Source organism: Streptomyces sp. NPDC036813 (assembly GCF_055609245.1).
In genome coordinates, this window is sequence record NZ_JBVJPV010000024.1 from 1 (window position 1) to 15431 (window position 15431).

The following is a 15431-nucleotide window of genomic DNA, read 5'->3' on the forward strand; positions in this document are numbered from 1 at the left end:
TGGCGCGGCCTGGCCACACGAACCGACAAGCTCGCCATCGCCTACCAGGCCGCACTCCACCTCGCCGGCATCCTCATCTGGACCCGACGCTGACCAAAGAGACAGAACCTAGCTGCGGCGATCGGCTGGCTCTGCCTCACGGACGAACCCGCCCCCGAGGACCTCCACCAGACCATCAACACTTTCGCCACAGACGAACGCGCGCATGCCATGGATGCCCTGCCGTGGATGAACGCCGCCGCCGGATGTGAACTGGGACTCCGGCGCTGTATTCGCTGCATGCTCCACCCCCAAGAGCCCGAACCGTCGGACGACCCCTGGGCCTCCTCGTCTTGAGGGCCCGGCCTCGGCCCCGTTTGTGCATCGAAGTTGTCCGAGCAATGCTCTGAACCTGTGGATCGGTGCCGGGAGGGATGCGGAGGGCGTACCTTCCCGAATGATCCGTAAGATCTCCGAGTAGGCCCGCGTTGCAGCGCGGGTCGGGAAGGCACGCCCGTGCTCAGCGACCGACGACGGCTCCACCCAGTCTGGCTCCCTGATCGACGAGATCGTCCGCGAGGGCGCCCGCCGCGTGCTCGCTGCCGCATTGGAGGCGGAAGTCAACCAGTACATAGCTGAATTGGCCGCCGAGACCGACGCGCACGGGCGACGCCTGGTGGTCCGCAACGGTCACCACCGGCCCCGGACCGTGGTCACCGCAGCCGGCCCGGTCGAGGTCACCGCGCCGCGTGTCAACGACCGCCGCGTCGACGAGGCCACCGGCGAACGCAAGCGGTTCTCCTCGAAGATCCTGGCCCCGTGGTGCCGCAAGTCCCCGAAGATCTCCGAGGTCCTGCCGCTGCTCTACCTGCACGGACTGTCCTCCGGCGACTTCGTGCCCGCGCTGGAGCAGTTCCTCGGCGGCACCGCGGGCCTGTCGCCCGCGACCGTGACCCGGCTGACGAAGCAGTGGAGCGACGACCACACCGCCTTCCAGGACCGGGACCTGTCCGACCGCGACTTCGTCTACGTCTGGGCCGATGGCGTCCACCCCAAGGTCCGACTCGGCCAGGCCCACTCCTGCGTCCTGGTCCTGCTCGGCGTCCGCCTCGACGGCACCGAGGAGCTGATCGCGCTGGCCGAGGGCCTGCGCGAGTCCACCGAGTCCTGGGCCGACCTGCTGCGCGACTGCCGCCGACGCGGCATGCGCGACCCCGAGCTGGTCATCGGCGACGGCGCGATGGGCCTGTGGAAGGCTGTGATCGAGGTGTTCCCCGCCGCACGGCACCAGCGCTGCTGGGTCCACAAGGCCCGGAATGTCACGAACAGTCTTCCGAAGTCCACACAGCCGGGCGCAACGAAGGCGATGCAGGAGATCTACAACGCGGAGGGCAGGGCCCACGCCGAGAAAGCGATCGAGGCGTTCGCGAAGACCTACGGCACGAAGTGGCCCAAGGCCGTCGCGAAGATCACCGACGACCGGGACGAACTGCTCGCGTTCTACGACTTCCCCGCCGAGCACTGGGTCCACCTGCGGACCACCAACCCGATCGAGTCCACGTTCTCCACGGTCAAGCTGCGGACCAAGGTCACCCGCGGGGCCGGCAGTCCCGCCGCCGCCCTGGCCATGGTGTTCAAGCTCGTCGAGTCCGCCCAGGCCCGCTGGCGCGCGATCACCGGAGCCCACCTCGTCGCCGTCGTCCGTTCCGGCGCCTACTTCGAGAACGGCGTCCTGGTCGAGCGCGCCGAGGCGGCAGCATGACCCAGCACGCCAACCCGGACAAGCACGCGGTCGAGGTCGGACTGCAAATCGACCAGGTCACCGTCGTGACCGCGACCGAGGCCACCGCCACCGTGCGCTGCACACTCGGGCCCGTTCGCCGCGGAGCCCGCTTCGACCGCATCCGCGACTCGTTGGAAGCCATCGACCTGGAACTGACGCAGATCCTCAACTACCACCGCTCCGTCGAGGAACTCGACCCCGTCCACACCGCGCTCGTGACCCTCCGAGGCCGAGGCGTCCGACACCTCACGTCAGCCACCCCAGGCTCCCCCTGGCAGGTCATCCAGGGAACCAAACCCACCAACATCATGAGCAACCCATCCACAGGTATGGACTATTACTCGTTGTCCACCGGGGCCAGGTACGGTGCTCGGTCACATCTCGCGGGACCTACCAGCAAGGCCCACGGTCACAGGGAGTAGGCACACCACAGAAGTTGCACCAGAACCGAAACTCAGGGGTAAGCGTGGAGGGCAGGCCGGCGAATCGCTACTGCTGCGAACTGGCTGAAATTGGGGTCCGCTCTCATGGTGCATGCAGCCCCGTGTCGGCGGCCTGGTGGTTCTTCCCCGCCGGCCTGCCTCAGGCCCTCGGGTCGTAAAAGGGACAGTAGGGACTTGTGGCGGCTTCCGTTGGTTGGTCGGGTGCCCAAGAGGTGCGACGGGAACGCTCTGATCAAGTCAAGTCCTGGTGAGGGAGATGTGGCTCGTGATCACGCTCATGGTGGCCAACTCCCTGGCGACGTGGGCAAGTTACGCATTCGTCGGCGAGCGGCCTCACCCACGATATTCGGTCGCCTTGAGGTCTCAGTCTTGAGTAGAGATCGCTTGTCCCTGAGGATCTTGGGCTTGTGTGCGAGCACGACCACTTGCACACATTCTGTGTTAAGGGGTGGGGGAGTGCTGGCGGCTGTGTCTGCGCGTGCGCGCTTGTTGATCGTTGCCTTGGTGCTGTCCGTCGTTGCGAGCGGCGGCTGGCTGTTCAAGGTGGATGCTCAGGCGTCCAGTGGCGGTGGCGCGAGTTACGCCTACCACGGACCCCGACCGGCGGCCCCTCAGAAGCCGGTGACGCTCGAGGAGCGGCGCGCTCAGACGAGGGACCGGGCCAAGCCGAGCAAGCCGCATGCCCTGCCGGCGGCGAAGAGCAAGCCGGCCACGGCCCAGCAGATCGCGCTGCTGAAGCAGAACCAGCGTCAGCTGCGGTCCTCCGGCCCCACGTCGGCGCCGGTCCGGCCCGCATCGCACGAGACTGCCCGTCAGACATCCTTCGCCACCCGCGAGCAGACGGCAGCCGCTGCCTCGTATTCCAGTGGCGCGCTGTACCAGGTGTCGACCGATCCGTTCGGCAACGCGGCTGCCCAGCAGGGTGGTTGGCTGATGGCGCTGGGCAACCACATCGGCGCGGCGGTGCCGGGTGAGCCGGTGCAGGTGAAGGCGGCGATCTGGCAGTCCGGTGGCGCGGACACCGAAGTGCATCCGGTGAAGGTGCGCTGGAAGGTGGACTACTACGGCTGCCGGCTGAGCAACGACGATGTGCAGTACTTCGACTTCGGGCAGACGGTCCAGGCGCCGACGCTGAACACGGACAAGGTGTTCCCGGAAGTCAGCGCGTCGTTCACGGTCCCGACGACGCAGTGCACGCAGCCGGTGCCGAGCTACACGATCTGGGCTTGCACCACCGTGACGGACGACTCCACGGCCACGGAGTCCTGTGGGTCGTACAACATGTTCTACATCGTGCCGGCCCTGCCCGACGGCGCCGAGTGCAGCGCCGTCTGTGGTGACGCCAGCGGCGCGGCCGGTACGACGGTGATGCGCGCGGACCCGGTGAACACGGCCACCGGTGCCTTCACCGAGGTCTTCACCGACGCGCAGGTCCCCGCCCCCGGCGTGCCGCTGACCGTCGGACGCGTCTACTCCTCCGACAACACGGCCACAGGTGCGCTGGGCAAGGGCTGGCAGCTGCCGTGGGAGACGCGGTTGCAGATCGCGGCCAACGGTGACGTCGTCCTGGTCGGCGAGGGCGGAAGCCGGCACACGTACGTGAAGCAGTCTGGGGGAACGTTCACGACGCCGGGCCAGGCCCGTTCCTCGCTGGCCGTCGACGGCAGCGGCTACAAGCTGACGACGGCAAACCACACGGCTTACTCCTTCGACGCCTCGGGCCGGCTGACAGCGGTCAAGGACCGCACCGGCCATGGGCTGACCCTGGCCTACACGGCGGGCAAGCCAACGGCGATCACCGACGCTGCAGGCCACACGGCGAGCCTCGCGTATGCCGCTGACCGGCTGGACAAGGTCACCCTGGCCGATGGCCGCATCGTCGACTTCACCTACACCGGAGACCAGCTCACCGGCGTGACGGCCCTGGGCGGCAAGTCGGAGACCTACGGCTACGACGCCTCCGGCCGTCTGAACAAGGTGACCGATGCCCGCGGAAAGCAGGTCACGTTCAACGTGTACGACACCCAAGGTCGGGTGACGTCGCAGACGGACGCGCTGAACGACAGGACGACGTTCGCGTACTCCAAGAACGGCCCCTTCGACCAGGTCGACGTCACGGCGCCGGACGGCGGTGTGTGGACGGACGTCTACTACAAGAACTTCCTGTTCACGCAGATCGATCCGCTGAACAACAAGAGCTACTACCGCTACGACAAGTTTTTCAACCGCACCAGCGCCATCGACGCCGAGATCCGCGAGACCAAGTACGACTACGACAGCGCGGGCCGGCTGAAGAGCCGCTCGAACGCCGCCTCCGACGAGGAGTGGACGTACGACACGGCCGGCAACGTCGCCACCTACACCGACGGCGAGTACAACAAGACCGTCTTCGGCTACAACGCTGCCAACCAGCTGACCACCGTCAAGGACCCGCTGGGCAAGACGACGACGTACGGCTACAACCCCACCACCGGCCTGCTCGAGACGGTCACCACCCCGCGCGGCAAGGCGACCAGGTACGGCTACGACACGGACGGCAACCTCACCTCGGTCACCACCCCGAAGGGCAACAAGACCACCTACACCTACGACGCCTCGGCGCGGGTGAAGACGGTCGTCGACCCGCGAGGCAACGTCACCGGTGCCGACCCGGCCAAGTACACGACGTCGTACACCTACGACAACGCCGACCGCGTCAAGACGGCCACCGACGCACGCGGCAACACCACGACGTACGGCTACGACGAAGCCGGCAACCTGCTCACCGTCACGGACGCCGCCCAGCGCACCACCTCCTACGCCTACGACGACGTCGGCCGCCTTGCGACCATCACCGACCCGGCGCTGAAGCAGACCCTCCTGGGCTACGACCCGGTCGGCCGCCTCGCCAAGGAGACCAACCGCGTCGGCGCCACGGTCACCTACCAGTACGACAAGGCCGGCCGCCAGATACAGATCGTCACCGCGCGGGGCAACGTCACCGGCGTCGACCCCAAGCCGTACACGTGGGTCATCGGCTACGACAAGGTCGGAAACCGCAAGACCGTCACCGACCCGCTCGGCAAGACCACGGCCCTCTCCTGGGACGCCGACAACCGTCCGCTGTCGGTGACCGACCCGCTGGGCCACACGCGCAGCGTCACCTACGACGACAACGGCAGTGTCGTGAAGACCACCGACGGCCTCGGCCACGGCATGACACTGACCTACGACGACGACAAGCGGCTGCTGACGTCGAAGACCTGGGCCGGCTACACCACCTCCTACGAGTACGACGACGACAGCCACCTGGCGGCCGAGGTCTCCCCCGAAGCCGAGCGCACCACCTACACCTACGACGACGACGGCCACCTCGCCACGGTCGTCGACCCGCGCGGCAACGCCACCGGCGCCGACCCTGCCAAGTACACCTGGGCCTACGGCTACGACCAGGCGGGCAACCAGACCTCGGTCACCGACCCGCTGGGCAACAAGCAGACCGCCGGCTACGACCCCGCAGGCAACATCACCACGGTCACGGACGCACGCCAGAAGCAGACCACCTACGAGTACGACGTACTCGACCGGATCAAGAAAATCACCGCGCCGGACACCGGCGTCACGTCCTTCACCTACAACGCGGCCGGGTCCCTCGAGACCAGCACGGACGCCAACACCCACACCACCACCTACGGCCACAATGCCGAAGGCCGGCTGACCTCGGTCAAGAACCCGCTGGGCAAGACGGTCGCCTACGACTACGACCCGGACGGCAACCGCACCAAGTACACCAACGCCCGCGCGCAGAGCATCGTCACGACGTACGACGCCCGCAACCTCCCCACGAAGATCACCTACTCGGACGGCAGCCCGGCGCAGACATACGCCTATGACGACGCCGGCCGTATGCAGCAGGTCACCGACGCCACCGGCACGCGCACGCTGACCTACGACAACGACGACAAGCTCCTCACCATCAGCTCGCCGGGCGCGGCCAAGCCGTTCAGCTACACCTGGAACACCGACGACACCCTCAAGTCGCGCACCTACCCGGACGGCCGGACCACCAGCTACACCTACGACAAGACCGGCCGGATCAAGACCCAGACGACCAACGGCAAGGCCCTGACCTACGGCTACGACAAGGCGGGCAATTTTACCGGCGTCACCCTGCCCACCACCACCGCCCGCGCCGAGACCCGCACCTACGACGCAGCCGGCCGCCTGGCGTCACTGACCACGCCCACACTGAACAGCGCGTTCGCCTACGACGCGAACGGCCGACTGGTCACCGACAGGCCCGCCACCGGCTACCCGACCCGCTACGCCTACGACGACGCGGGCCGCATGACGCGGCAGTGCACCGACACGTCGGCGACCTCCTGCCTGACCGGCACCACCGGCAGCACCTACACCTACGACAAGACCGGCAACCTCAAAACCGCGGCCGAAGCCGGCACCACCACGACCTACGCCTACGACGCCGGCGACCAGCTGACCTCCACCACCGCCGGCACGGCCACCACCAGCTACACCTACGACGCCGACGGCAACCAGACCAAGGACGACGACGGCACCTACGCCTACGACCCCGCAGGCCGCCTCAAGTCCGCCACCATCGGCGCCAACACCTTCGCCTTCACCTACGACGCCGACGGCAACCGCACCACCGTCAAGAAAAACAACGCCCTGGCCGGCACCTCCCGCTGGGACCTCGTCGGCGACCTGCCCCAGATCGCCACCGACACCGACGCGGCTGGTGCCCTCGTCGCCGACTACCAGTACGACCCCGACGGCACGGCCCGCTCCATGGACCGCACCGCCGGCACCTACTACTTCACCCAGGACCGCCAAAGCTCCACCAGCGCGGTCTACGACGCGGCCGGAACCGACAACTACCACTACACCTACAGCCCCTGGGGCAACCAGACCGGCAAGGCCACCATCACCGCCGGCCAGACCAGCCCCTACGGCTACACCGGCCAGTACAAAGACGCCTACGTCCCCGACCGCCTCCAGCTCCGAGCCCGCTCCTACGACACCACCCAGCGCCGCTTCACCACACAGGACCCCCTCCCGGCCGCAGCGGACAACCCCAACCAGTCCCCCTACAACTACGCCGACAACAACCCCGCCAACCTCGCCGACCCCACCGGCCAATGCCCGATGTGCATCGGCGCCGGCATCGGAGCCCTCGTCAGCGGCGGCGCCTACCTCCTCCAGCACCACGACGACTTCAGCTGGGGCGACTTCGCCACCGCCACAATCGAAGGCGCAGCCATCGGCGCCATCGGAGGCTTCCTCGCCCCCGCCGGCACCAGCCTCGCCGCAACCCTCGGCCTCTCCGGTGGCCGCGCCCTGGCCGTCGCCACCATCACCGACGCCGCCATCGGCATGGGCTTCACCTGGGCCATCAACACAGCCCAATGCCAGCCCACCACCCCCACCGACCTCCTCGTCGGCGCCCTCACCGGCGGATTGGGTAACCTGGTCAAGCCCGCCTGGAAGGCTTTCCAAGGATTCCGGTTCGGTCTCAAGGGGAGCACAGCCGCTGGCGGACGTTCCGGATGGTGGATGACGTCGGCGGGGAAAACTCTCAATGGAGACGCCTACTACGCCCCACACACGCCAGGTCTGAAGAAGGCGGTCAATCCCGAAGGAGGCGAGAACAACTGCGGCTTGTGCGCGATCTCAGCTGATGCGGCACTGGCAGGGAGGACGGCGCAGGCTGTTCCCGGGAACGACGCCATAGTCTTCACAAATCATCTGCAAGAATTCCTTAGTGCCAGGCCTTGGCGTCATCGACGGGGTATCACTGGAGTAGTTGGAGATCTTAAACGTTGGGGCCCTGGATCTCGAGCGATTGTATTCGGTAGGAGTAAGGGAGAGGGCGTCGGCCACTACTTCAATGTCATCAATGACGGCGGCAAGGTCGCGTTCATCGATGCGCAGCAAGGTTTCGCCTGGCACCTTGGCCGCTGGGATGAATGGCAGGTACTGCGAACGGACAATCTGTGAACACGAACCCTAAACTAAGCAAACACGAAGCGCTGGAGCTGGCCCGGCTTTACCTTGGAGAACGCGCTCTGCCTCTGGGTAGACCAGTGCGTATTAATGAGAAGTCTGTATACGTCACGGATTCGGAACTGATCGCCCCCTACAACAGTGTTGCCTTCTTGGAAGGCGACAGCACACAGGCACTTGGGGGCAACACGCCGGTCTGCGTGAATCTGGTAACGGGCGAATGCCGTTTCCTGACACTGAGGGAGACCTTCGAGTATGCAGACCGCTGGCGCGAGGGAGGGTAATGCGCAACCGATTGGCCATCTGACTACCGGGAGGTCACGGCAAGTGGTCGGCGAGAGCGGTCGCCCAGGCCGCCGGTGTCCGTGAGGCCACTGTGTCGCTGGGGGTGCGGGAACTCGAGTCCGGAGCCGTGAGCAATGCCGCGTCGGGCGATCATCGGCTTGATGCCGCGCTTCCACAGCTGGCGGCGGTACTTGTCAAAGTCGTAGCCCCGGTCGGCGTACAGTCGCCGGGGCCGACGGCGCGGTCGCCCTCGCAGACCCCGGATCAATGGGACCGCATCCACCAGCGGCAGGAGCTGGGTGACGTCGTGTCGGTTGCCGCCGGCCGGCCTTGGTGGTGGTCGCGGCGATGCTCTCGGCGATTACTTCGTGGCTGGTCAGGGGCCTGCCGCGCCAGTTCATGGTGATGTGGGAGAACAACCGGGAAACCTGGCCAAGGTCACCGACACCAACGGCAAGGCCACCGGCTACGAGTACGACAGCAGTGGCCGGGTGACCAAGGTGACCACCCCCGAGGGCACGGCCACAATATTCACGTACGACAGCTCCGACCGGGTCACGTCCATGCAGCGGCTCACCGTCTCCAGCGGCCCGACCTGGTGCTTCACCTACGGCACCGACACCACCGGGGCGGCCACGACCACGGTCACCGACCCGGACAGTGAGCCTTTTCAACGTGGCCACCGATCGAGTGACGCCAGGGGTCATGCGGTGGGTGTGCGCAACGGACAGGGCCCCCGTGCCGTTGAGAGAGGTGTTCGACGTCTCAACTCAGCAGCACAGGAGCCCTGTTGGTTCCGTATCCTGCCGCACTCGACCTGCCTCACGCTCTGGTCGAGTGGGTCACGATGCTCATCGTCACCCGCGAGGGTGACCGGCGGTGCAAGCTCCCGCCGCACCGGCGTGCGCTCGTCGCACTCGTGTACCTGCGCCGCCACGACACCCTTGCCCGCATCGCGGCCGGCTTCGGCATATCCGTCGGCACCGCACACGCCTACGTCACCGCCGTCACCGGCCTGCTCGCCGACGGCGCACCCGGCTTGCTGAAGACGCTGCGCGACCACGAACCGGACTTCGTCCTCCTCGACGGCACGCTCGCCGAGTGCGACCGGGTCGGCGACAGCCGAGGCGACTACTCCGCCAAGCACCGCCGCCACGGCGTGAACATCCAGGTCGTCACCGATCCCGCCGGGAAAGTGCTGTGGGTCTCGCCCGCCCTGCCGGGCCGCACCCACGACCTGACCGCCGCCCGCACCCAGCGCGTCATCCGGATCTGCGAACGCCAGGGCGTCCCAATCCTCGCCGACCGCGCCTACACCGGCGCCGGCCCCTGGGTCGCCACGGGCCTCAAACGCCCGCCCGGCGGTGAGCTCACCCCCACCCAACGCACCCTCAACCGCGCCCTCGCCCAAGCACGAGCCCCCGTCGAACGCGGCATAGCACGACTGAAGTCCTGGCAGATCTTCCGCAGGGCTCGCATCAGCCCCAACCGCATGACCGTCATCGCCAAAGCCGTCCTCACCCTGGAGAGGCAACGCTGAAAACGCTCACTCATAAGGGCAGTGCCCCCCGAGCAGGAGAACTTGTTGTCCAGGATGTCCTCCGAGTATCCCATCAGGGCGATGATGGGAGTGCCGGAACGCAGGTATTCGGCGATCTTTTTCCGTTCCCCATTTGGAATAACGTTCACCTGACGCCGGAGTTCCTCAGCGTTTATCGAGAAATCGGACTGACTCGCTATCCTACCGAATATTCCGAGGGGAACGAAGTTCGTCATGCGAGATTTCCAGACAGTAGACACGACCACTGTGACGGGGAGATGACAGGTTCACCTCCCCCGCCATGGGGTCGAGCGGCAACAAGAACTTTTCGATCGCATCCTATCGGCTATTGAACCTGATCTGGTGATGTGCACCTGCGTCTTGATGTGCCGCCGGGACGGCTGTTCTACGATTCCGTGCTTGCCAGGAGTGAGGCGACGAGCCTACGAAGTGCTGGCGGACGGCGAACGGAAACGTTCGCATTGTGTCGAAGTAGACCTCGGTCGGCTTCTCTTCCTCGGGCGCGTAGGCAATCACCGTCACAGCCGCCGGTCCTGAAGCCGGTGAAGCAGGCATGGAAGAGGGGCTACCGGAAACCACGCGGGCCTCACTGAGCTCGAAATGCGCCATCCGGCCCTCCCCCGTACCCGTCTCGGTGATGAGGGCGCAGTACAGATCGCCGTCGTAGTACCAGGTCAGCGAAGACACGGCCATGATGCTGCCACGCCTGGCGTCGTCAGCCCCCGGGCATTTCACTATCGCGTCCGTCAGGGGCTGGGTACATGCCGAGGCCCGTGCCAGCGAGGCTGCCGTCGACCGCATCAGGGCGGTACTGGATCTGCTTGAGCCGACGTTTCACCGTCCGGGTGATCTGCCGAAGGTCGGCCGCGGCAAGGTTGCCGATGCCTCGCTTGACCAGCGACCAGCTGCCTTCCTCGGAATTCAGGTCGGGAGCGCAGGTAGGCAGTCGGGAGCGCAGGTAGGCAGCTGGAACACGGTGTGAGCCACTCGACGCTCGTGTCGATGCACTCCCTCATGCCGGTGGTCAGGCGAAGGCGGACCTTGTCCCAGACCAGCACGATCGGTCCGCCGAGTTGGATGCGGGCACGGAGGATCAGGTCGCGCAAGTCTTGCCATCCGACACCCTTCGGCTCGTGCTTGCGGCCCCAGTACTCACGGACCGCGAGCAGATGAGCCGGGACCACTGGCCTTTTTGTAGCAGGCCATGCCGGCCAGCGCCCACCTGAGTCTTGCTGTGCCGCCTCGCGAGACGGATGCTCAGCGCTGACTGAGCCCCCTGGTCAGGCGATGCCTTCGATGATGCGGAAGTCGCGCTCGAAGCCGTCGGGAAGGGCCACCAACGCCTTCCGGTATGCCTCGCTCTCGTATGCCGCGACGGCCTGTTCAAAGCTGTCGAACTCGATCAGAACGACGCGTTGCGCTATCCCGGCCTCGTGGGCGACGACTCGACCGCCACGGGACGGGATCCGGGACAGGACGCGCCCGCCCCCGGCCTGGACAGCCGAACCGGCCAGCTTGTCGTAGGCAGTCAGCCCCTCAGGGCCGGAAACGGCGGGGTAGACGCTGACCCAGTAGCCCTTAGCCATGGAAACCTCCTGTGTTGGGCCGGACACGCCCAACTTCTAATTGACACTCAGCTCGATCGATCCCGCCGACAGGTACTGCGGTCAGTGGAATCGTCATATGCGCAGGTTAGGGCTTGATGTGCGGTCCAGGGAAAGACCGGTACGGGATAGGCTCAGAACGGATCGTTATCAATCGGCAAGGAGCGCACGTGGCGCCGGATACGGTGAGTCTGCGGTACTTCCTGGTGCTGGCGCAGGAGTTGAACTTCACCCGCGCGGCCGCTCGGATCGGCATCGCGCAGCCCGCACTCAGCGCCCGGATGCGCCGATTGGAGGCGGAACTCGGTACGGCCCTGCTGGTCCGCAACACGCGTAGCGTCGTATTGACCCCGGCCGGTGCGGCTTTGGCAGAGTCCGCGCCGCCCGCGCTGGCGGCGCTGGACCGGGCATGGGACACCGCCAAGAGCGCGGCGGCCGGCGAACTGGGCACGCTGCGCATCGGATACAGCCTCAGCGCGGGGGCAGAGACGGCACCAGCCCTGGTGGACAGGCTGATGCGCGGCAACAGCGGACTCGAGGTCAGCGCGGTCCCGATGGCGACACCGGAGATCACCCCCGCGGTCGCCGACGGCCGCATAGATGCCGGCATCACCCGGGGTGAACAGCCGGGCCGTGGCGTGCGCCGGTTCCTGCTGCGGCGTCAGCGCATCGGGGTCCAGCTGGCGCAGCACCATCCGCTGGCCGAGCACCCGGAGATCGAGATCGCCGACGCGGCCGCGTATCCGCTGCGACTCCCGAACCGTGCGGCCAACCCCGTGATCCACGATCAGCTGTCCGCACTGTTCCGAGACACCCGACCACACCCCCGATTCCACACGCCCGCAGTCTCTTTCGACATGTCTCAGCGTGACCTGCGCGACGGGGAAACCCTCGCCCCGGCCGGAGAAGCCGCGGTCACGGCACAACCGGCCGGTCTCACCTGGCGACCTCTGCGGGGCGCGCCCAGCCTGACGATCCACCTAGTCCTCCCACCCGAGCAGTCGCCACTGCACCGCCGCATCCGCGCCGTCGCCAAAGCCCTGGCGCACGAGCTGCACTGGCTGCCGGAATGACGCGCAAGAGGTCAAGCGAGACGGACGTCTGCGGTGGCGAGGCCGAAGGCCTCGCGCTTTCGGCTCAGTCGACGTGCCGAAAGCTCGATGGTTGTCACCCGCGGAGCCGCGTAGCCTGGCAGAAGGGCCGGGCCGAAGCAGCCTGGTTGTCACCTGGAAGGCAGGCTGCTTGTCACAGGCGCTCGGTGCCTTTCGGTCCCTCACCTCGTCGGTCGGCCGCCGGCGGCTCGGGCTCGACCGCCGTACCGACCTGGCGTGACGGCGCCGGTCACGAGGACTGGCTTGCGCGATCTCCTCGGGGCGGCGCGAACCGGAAGCACGTCACCAGGGCAACTCTCCCTCGTCGTCGAAGAAGCGGCCCGTCGGCCCCTCGGCCGATACGGTGGCCAGCCGGATCGCGGCGGCTGCGCCCTGCTGTGCGGTGCGCACCCCCCGGAAGCCGTTGAGGTCGGTCGCCGTGAAGCCGGGGCAGACGGCGTTGATCAGGATGTGCGTGTCGGCCAGTTCCTTGGCGTACTGCACGGTGACGGCGTTGAGGAACGTCTTCGACGGAGCGTACGCGATGGCGATGGGACCGGTCTCGGCGCCAGGCGTGGTCTGGAGTGTGAGGGAGCCGACGCTGCTGGAGACGTTCACGATCCGCGGTGACGGCGAGCGGCGCAGCAGCGGCAGCAGGGCGTTGGTGACGCGGATGACGCCGATCACGTTCGTCTCCACGGCCGCCCGTACCCGGTTCACGTCGACCGTGGTGGGCTCCTGCGGCCCGCCCCCGGTGATCCCCGCATTGTTGACGAGCGCGTCGAGCCGCCCGGCCCGCTCCTCCATCAGCCGAGCCGCCGCTGTCACGCTCGCGTCGTCGGTCACGTCCAGCGGCACGCCGAACGCATCGGCTCCGGCCGCGCGCAGCTTGTCCACAGCGGCCTCGCGCCGTTCCTCGTTCCGCGCGCCGATACCGACGGACCAGCCGAGGGCGCCGAGCCCGGCGGCGATCTCGTACCCGATGCCCTTGTTGGCCCCGGTCACCAGCGCGACCTTGGGGTGGTTCACAGTGTTCGTCTCACTCATGACATCGATACTTCTCCCCCATCGGGCAGGGCGTCCAAGACCGACTGGGTGGACGGCGATACCGCCCGGGTATCGCTCCTGGTCGGCCCGGTTAGGCTGGCGGGGTGGAGACACGTGAGCTGCGGTACTTCGTCGCGGTCGCCGAAGAGCTGCACTTCGGCCGGGCCGCGCAACGGCTCGGGATCGCCCAACCCCCACTGTCGCGGGCGATCAGCGGACTCGAACGGCGCCTGGGCATCCTCCTGCTGGAGCGCGACCCTCGGGGTGTTTCCCTGACCGGCGCAGGGGCGGTGCTGCTGCGGGAGGCGCGGGCCGCGCTGAACGCCGTCGAGGCCGCCGAACGGCGCACCCGCCGGGCCGCCCTCGCCGCGACCGGCCGCCCCGCCGTGGTCCTGGCGGCGAAGGCGGGCGCCTCCGGTGAACTGCTGGCGAAACTCCTCGACGCCTACGCCGCCGAGCCCGGCGCCATCGCCGTGGACGTCGTGCTGTGCGGGCCGGGCGAGCAGGCACGGTTGCTGCACGACGGCCGGGCCGACGTAGCCCTGCTGCATCGGCCGTTCGACGACACGGCCGGCTTCGACACCGAGGACCTGCACTGCGAGGGTCAGGTCGCGATCCTCCCAACGGGCCACCCTCTCAGCGCCCGCCCCCACGTGCGGCTCGCCGAGGTCACCGACCTGCCCGACCTGCCCCTGCCCCGCTGGCCTCGCCCTGACGGCACCTTCCCGGACGGCCCCGGACCGCAGGTGCGCGACCACACGCAACTCACCCAGCTCATCGCCCTCGGCCGCGCCTGCGCGGTCGTCCCGGAGTCGGGCCTCACCGGACTGCGCGAGGACCTCATCGCCGTACCGGTCCCCGACGCCCCTCACGTCACCACGGTCATCGCCTGGCCCCCACACAGCCGCTCAACGGCGGTCGCGGGGCTGGTCCGCGCCGCCACCGCCCTGTGACCGACGGCGGTGAACGCCGGGACGTTGTGCTGGATGTCGGGGACAGCGTCCGGTCTTCCATCAGGTCCCGGACATCTGCGGTACGAGGTGACTGGCCTGCACTGGCGTTGCCAGAACCCCGCGCCCCTGGCACAGCCAGGCTCCGAGGCCAAGTGACAACAAGCTTGCCTTGGCGACACCTATCGCGCCTCGGCTCAACAATTGGTTGACAGCAGGCCCGGAATTCGACCCGTGTCATGGATGGCATGGGCACCCGTCCGTCATGTCCGGGCGGCCCGGGAGCTCGGCATCATCTGCGCTCTCGCCAAGGCCGGCATCACCTGCTGGGCCGACAAGGGCTACCAGGGCGCAAGCGGCACGGTCCGTCTCCCGTACCGCGACCGGCGGAACCGCCTCTCCGCCGGCCAGCAGGCCAGCAGGCCGCCAACCGATCCCATGCAAAGCTCCGGGCCCTGGTCGAACAAGCCATCGCCGCCCCAAAGTCCTGGCGGATCCTCCGCACACTCCGCTGCTCGGGACCAGTCACCCGGGCCGCGAGGGTCGATGGCGTTCGGGAGGCTGGGCACTGAGGTTTCACCCTCCTCTGTCCAGCAGCGAGCTCGTCCCGGCGGGCCCGGGGCCGTGACGACGTCCGGAGGCGGGAATACCTGGACACGCCGGACTCGGGACTTCCGGGGCGCAG

10 protein-coding genes and 4 pseudogenes are annotated in these 15431 nt (G+C 67.6%); 7 read left to right on the forward strand and 7 right to left on the reverse strand.

What is annotated here, in order from left to right:
* Positions 1-535 precede the first annotated feature (535 nt).
* The 3 genes from ACZ67Q_RS35620 to ACZ67Q_RS35630 all read left to right on the forward strand — a co-directional run bounded on the left by ACZ67Q_RS35620 (position 536) and on the right by ACZ67Q_RS35630 (position 8202).
* Positions 536-1741: an IS256 family transposase gene (locus ACZ67Q_RS35620; protein ID WP_471190806.1), complete on the forward strand. Its 1206-nt coding sequence runs from the start codon at positions 536-538 to the stop codon at positions 1739-1741.
* Positions 1738-2184, forward strand: coding sequence for a hypothetical protein (locus tag ACZ67Q_RS35625; RefSeq protein ID WP_471190670.1), 447 nt, complete (start codon positions 1738-1740; stop codon positions 2182-2184). Before ACZ67Q_RS35620 ends, ACZ67Q_RS35625 begins: the two co-directional genes overlap by 4 nt.
* 525 nt (positions 2185-2709) lie before the next feature.
* Positions 2710-8202, forward strand: coding sequence for a DUF6531 domain-containing protein (locus ACZ67Q_RS35630; protein ID WP_471190672.1), 5493 nt, complete (start codon positions 2710-2712; stop codon positions 8200-8202).
* 406 nt (positions 8203-8608) lie between these two features.
* Here ACZ67Q_RS35630 and ACZ67Q_RS35635 read toward each other — a convergent pair.
* From ACZ67Q_RS35635 to ACZ67Q_RS35645, 3 genes and pseudogenes are all read right to left on the reverse strand, one after another.
* A pseudogene (locus tag ACZ67Q_RS35635) lies at positions 8609-8815 on the reverse strand (transposase); the annotation flags it as partial.
* A 1-nt stretch (position 8816) separates the two neighbouring features.
* Positions 8817-8915 (reverse strand): annotated as a pseudogene (locus ACZ67Q_RS35640) (ISAzo13-like element transposase-related protein); the annotation flags it as partial.
* 44 nt (positions 8916-8959) lie between these two features.
* Positions 8960-9100, reverse strand: coding sequence for a hypothetical protein (locus ACZ67Q_RS35645; RefSeq protein WP_471190814.1), 141 nt, complete (start codon positions 9098-9100; stop codon positions 8960-8962).
* A gap of 183 nt (positions 9101-9283) precedes the next feature.
* Here ACZ67Q_RS35645 and ACZ67Q_RS35650 point away from each other — a divergent pair, with 183 nt between their 5' ends.
* Positions 9284-10033 (forward strand): transposase, encoded by a 750-nt coding sequence (locus ACZ67Q_RS35650; RefSeq protein ID WP_471190674.1) that lies wholly within the window; start codon positions 9284-9286, stop codon positions 10031-10033.
* A 339-nt stretch (positions 10034-10372) separates the two neighbouring features.
* Here ACZ67Q_RS35650 and ACZ67Q_RS35655 read toward each other — a convergent pair whose 3' ends face one another.
* The 3 genes and pseudogenes from ACZ67Q_RS35655 to ACZ67Q_RS35665 all read right to left on the reverse strand — a co-directional run bounded on the left by ACZ67Q_RS35655 (position 10373) and on the right by ACZ67Q_RS35665 (position 11640).
* Positions 10373-10741, reverse strand: a complete 369-nt coding sequence (locus ACZ67Q_RS35655; protein ID WP_471190676.1) for a hypothetical protein — start codon at positions 10739-10741, stop codon at positions 10373-10375.
* Between the two features lie 28 nt (positions 10742-10769).
* Positions 10770-11278: pseudogene (locus ACZ67Q_RS35660) on the reverse strand (hypothetical protein); the annotation flags it as partial.
* A 56-nt stretch (positions 11279-11334) separates the two neighbouring features.
* Complete coding sequence (locus ACZ67Q_RS35665; protein WP_471190678.1) at positions 11335-11640, reverse strand: DUF1330 domain-containing protein; 306 nt, start codon at positions 11638-11640, stop codon at positions 11335-11337.
* Positions 11641-11843: 203 nt separating this feature from the next.
* Here ACZ67Q_RS35665 and ACZ67Q_RS35670 point away from each other — a divergent pair, with 203 nt between their 5' ends.
* Positions 11844-12731, forward strand: a complete 888-nt coding sequence (locus tag ACZ67Q_RS35670; protein ID WP_471190808.1) for a LysR family transcriptional regulator — start codon at positions 11844-11846, stop codon at positions 12729-12731.
* Positions 12732-13052: 321 nt separating this feature from the next.
* Here the strand turns inward: ACZ67Q_RS35670 and ACZ67Q_RS35675 are convergent, their stop codons facing one another.
* A complete protein-coding gene (locus tag ACZ67Q_RS35675) occupies positions 13053-13796 on the reverse strand; it encodes an SDR family oxidoreductase (protein ID WP_471190680.1) in 744 nt (247 codons plus the stop codon).
* Between the two features lie 104 nt (positions 13797-13900).
* Here ACZ67Q_RS35675 and ACZ67Q_RS35680 point away from each other — a divergent pair, with 104 nt between their 5' ends.
* Together ACZ67Q_RS35680 and ACZ67Q_RS35685 are read left to right on the forward strand one after the other, a co-directional pair.
* Complete coding sequence (locus ACZ67Q_RS35680; RefSeq protein ID WP_471190682.1) at positions 13901-14749, forward strand: LysR family transcriptional regulator; 849 nt, start codon at positions 13901-13903, stop codon at positions 14747-14749.
* 255 nt (positions 14750-15004) lie between these two features.
* Positions 15005-15318: pseudogene (locus tag ACZ67Q_RS35685) on the forward strand (transposase family protein); the annotation flags it as partial.
* Positions 15319-15431 lie beyond the last annotated feature (113 nt).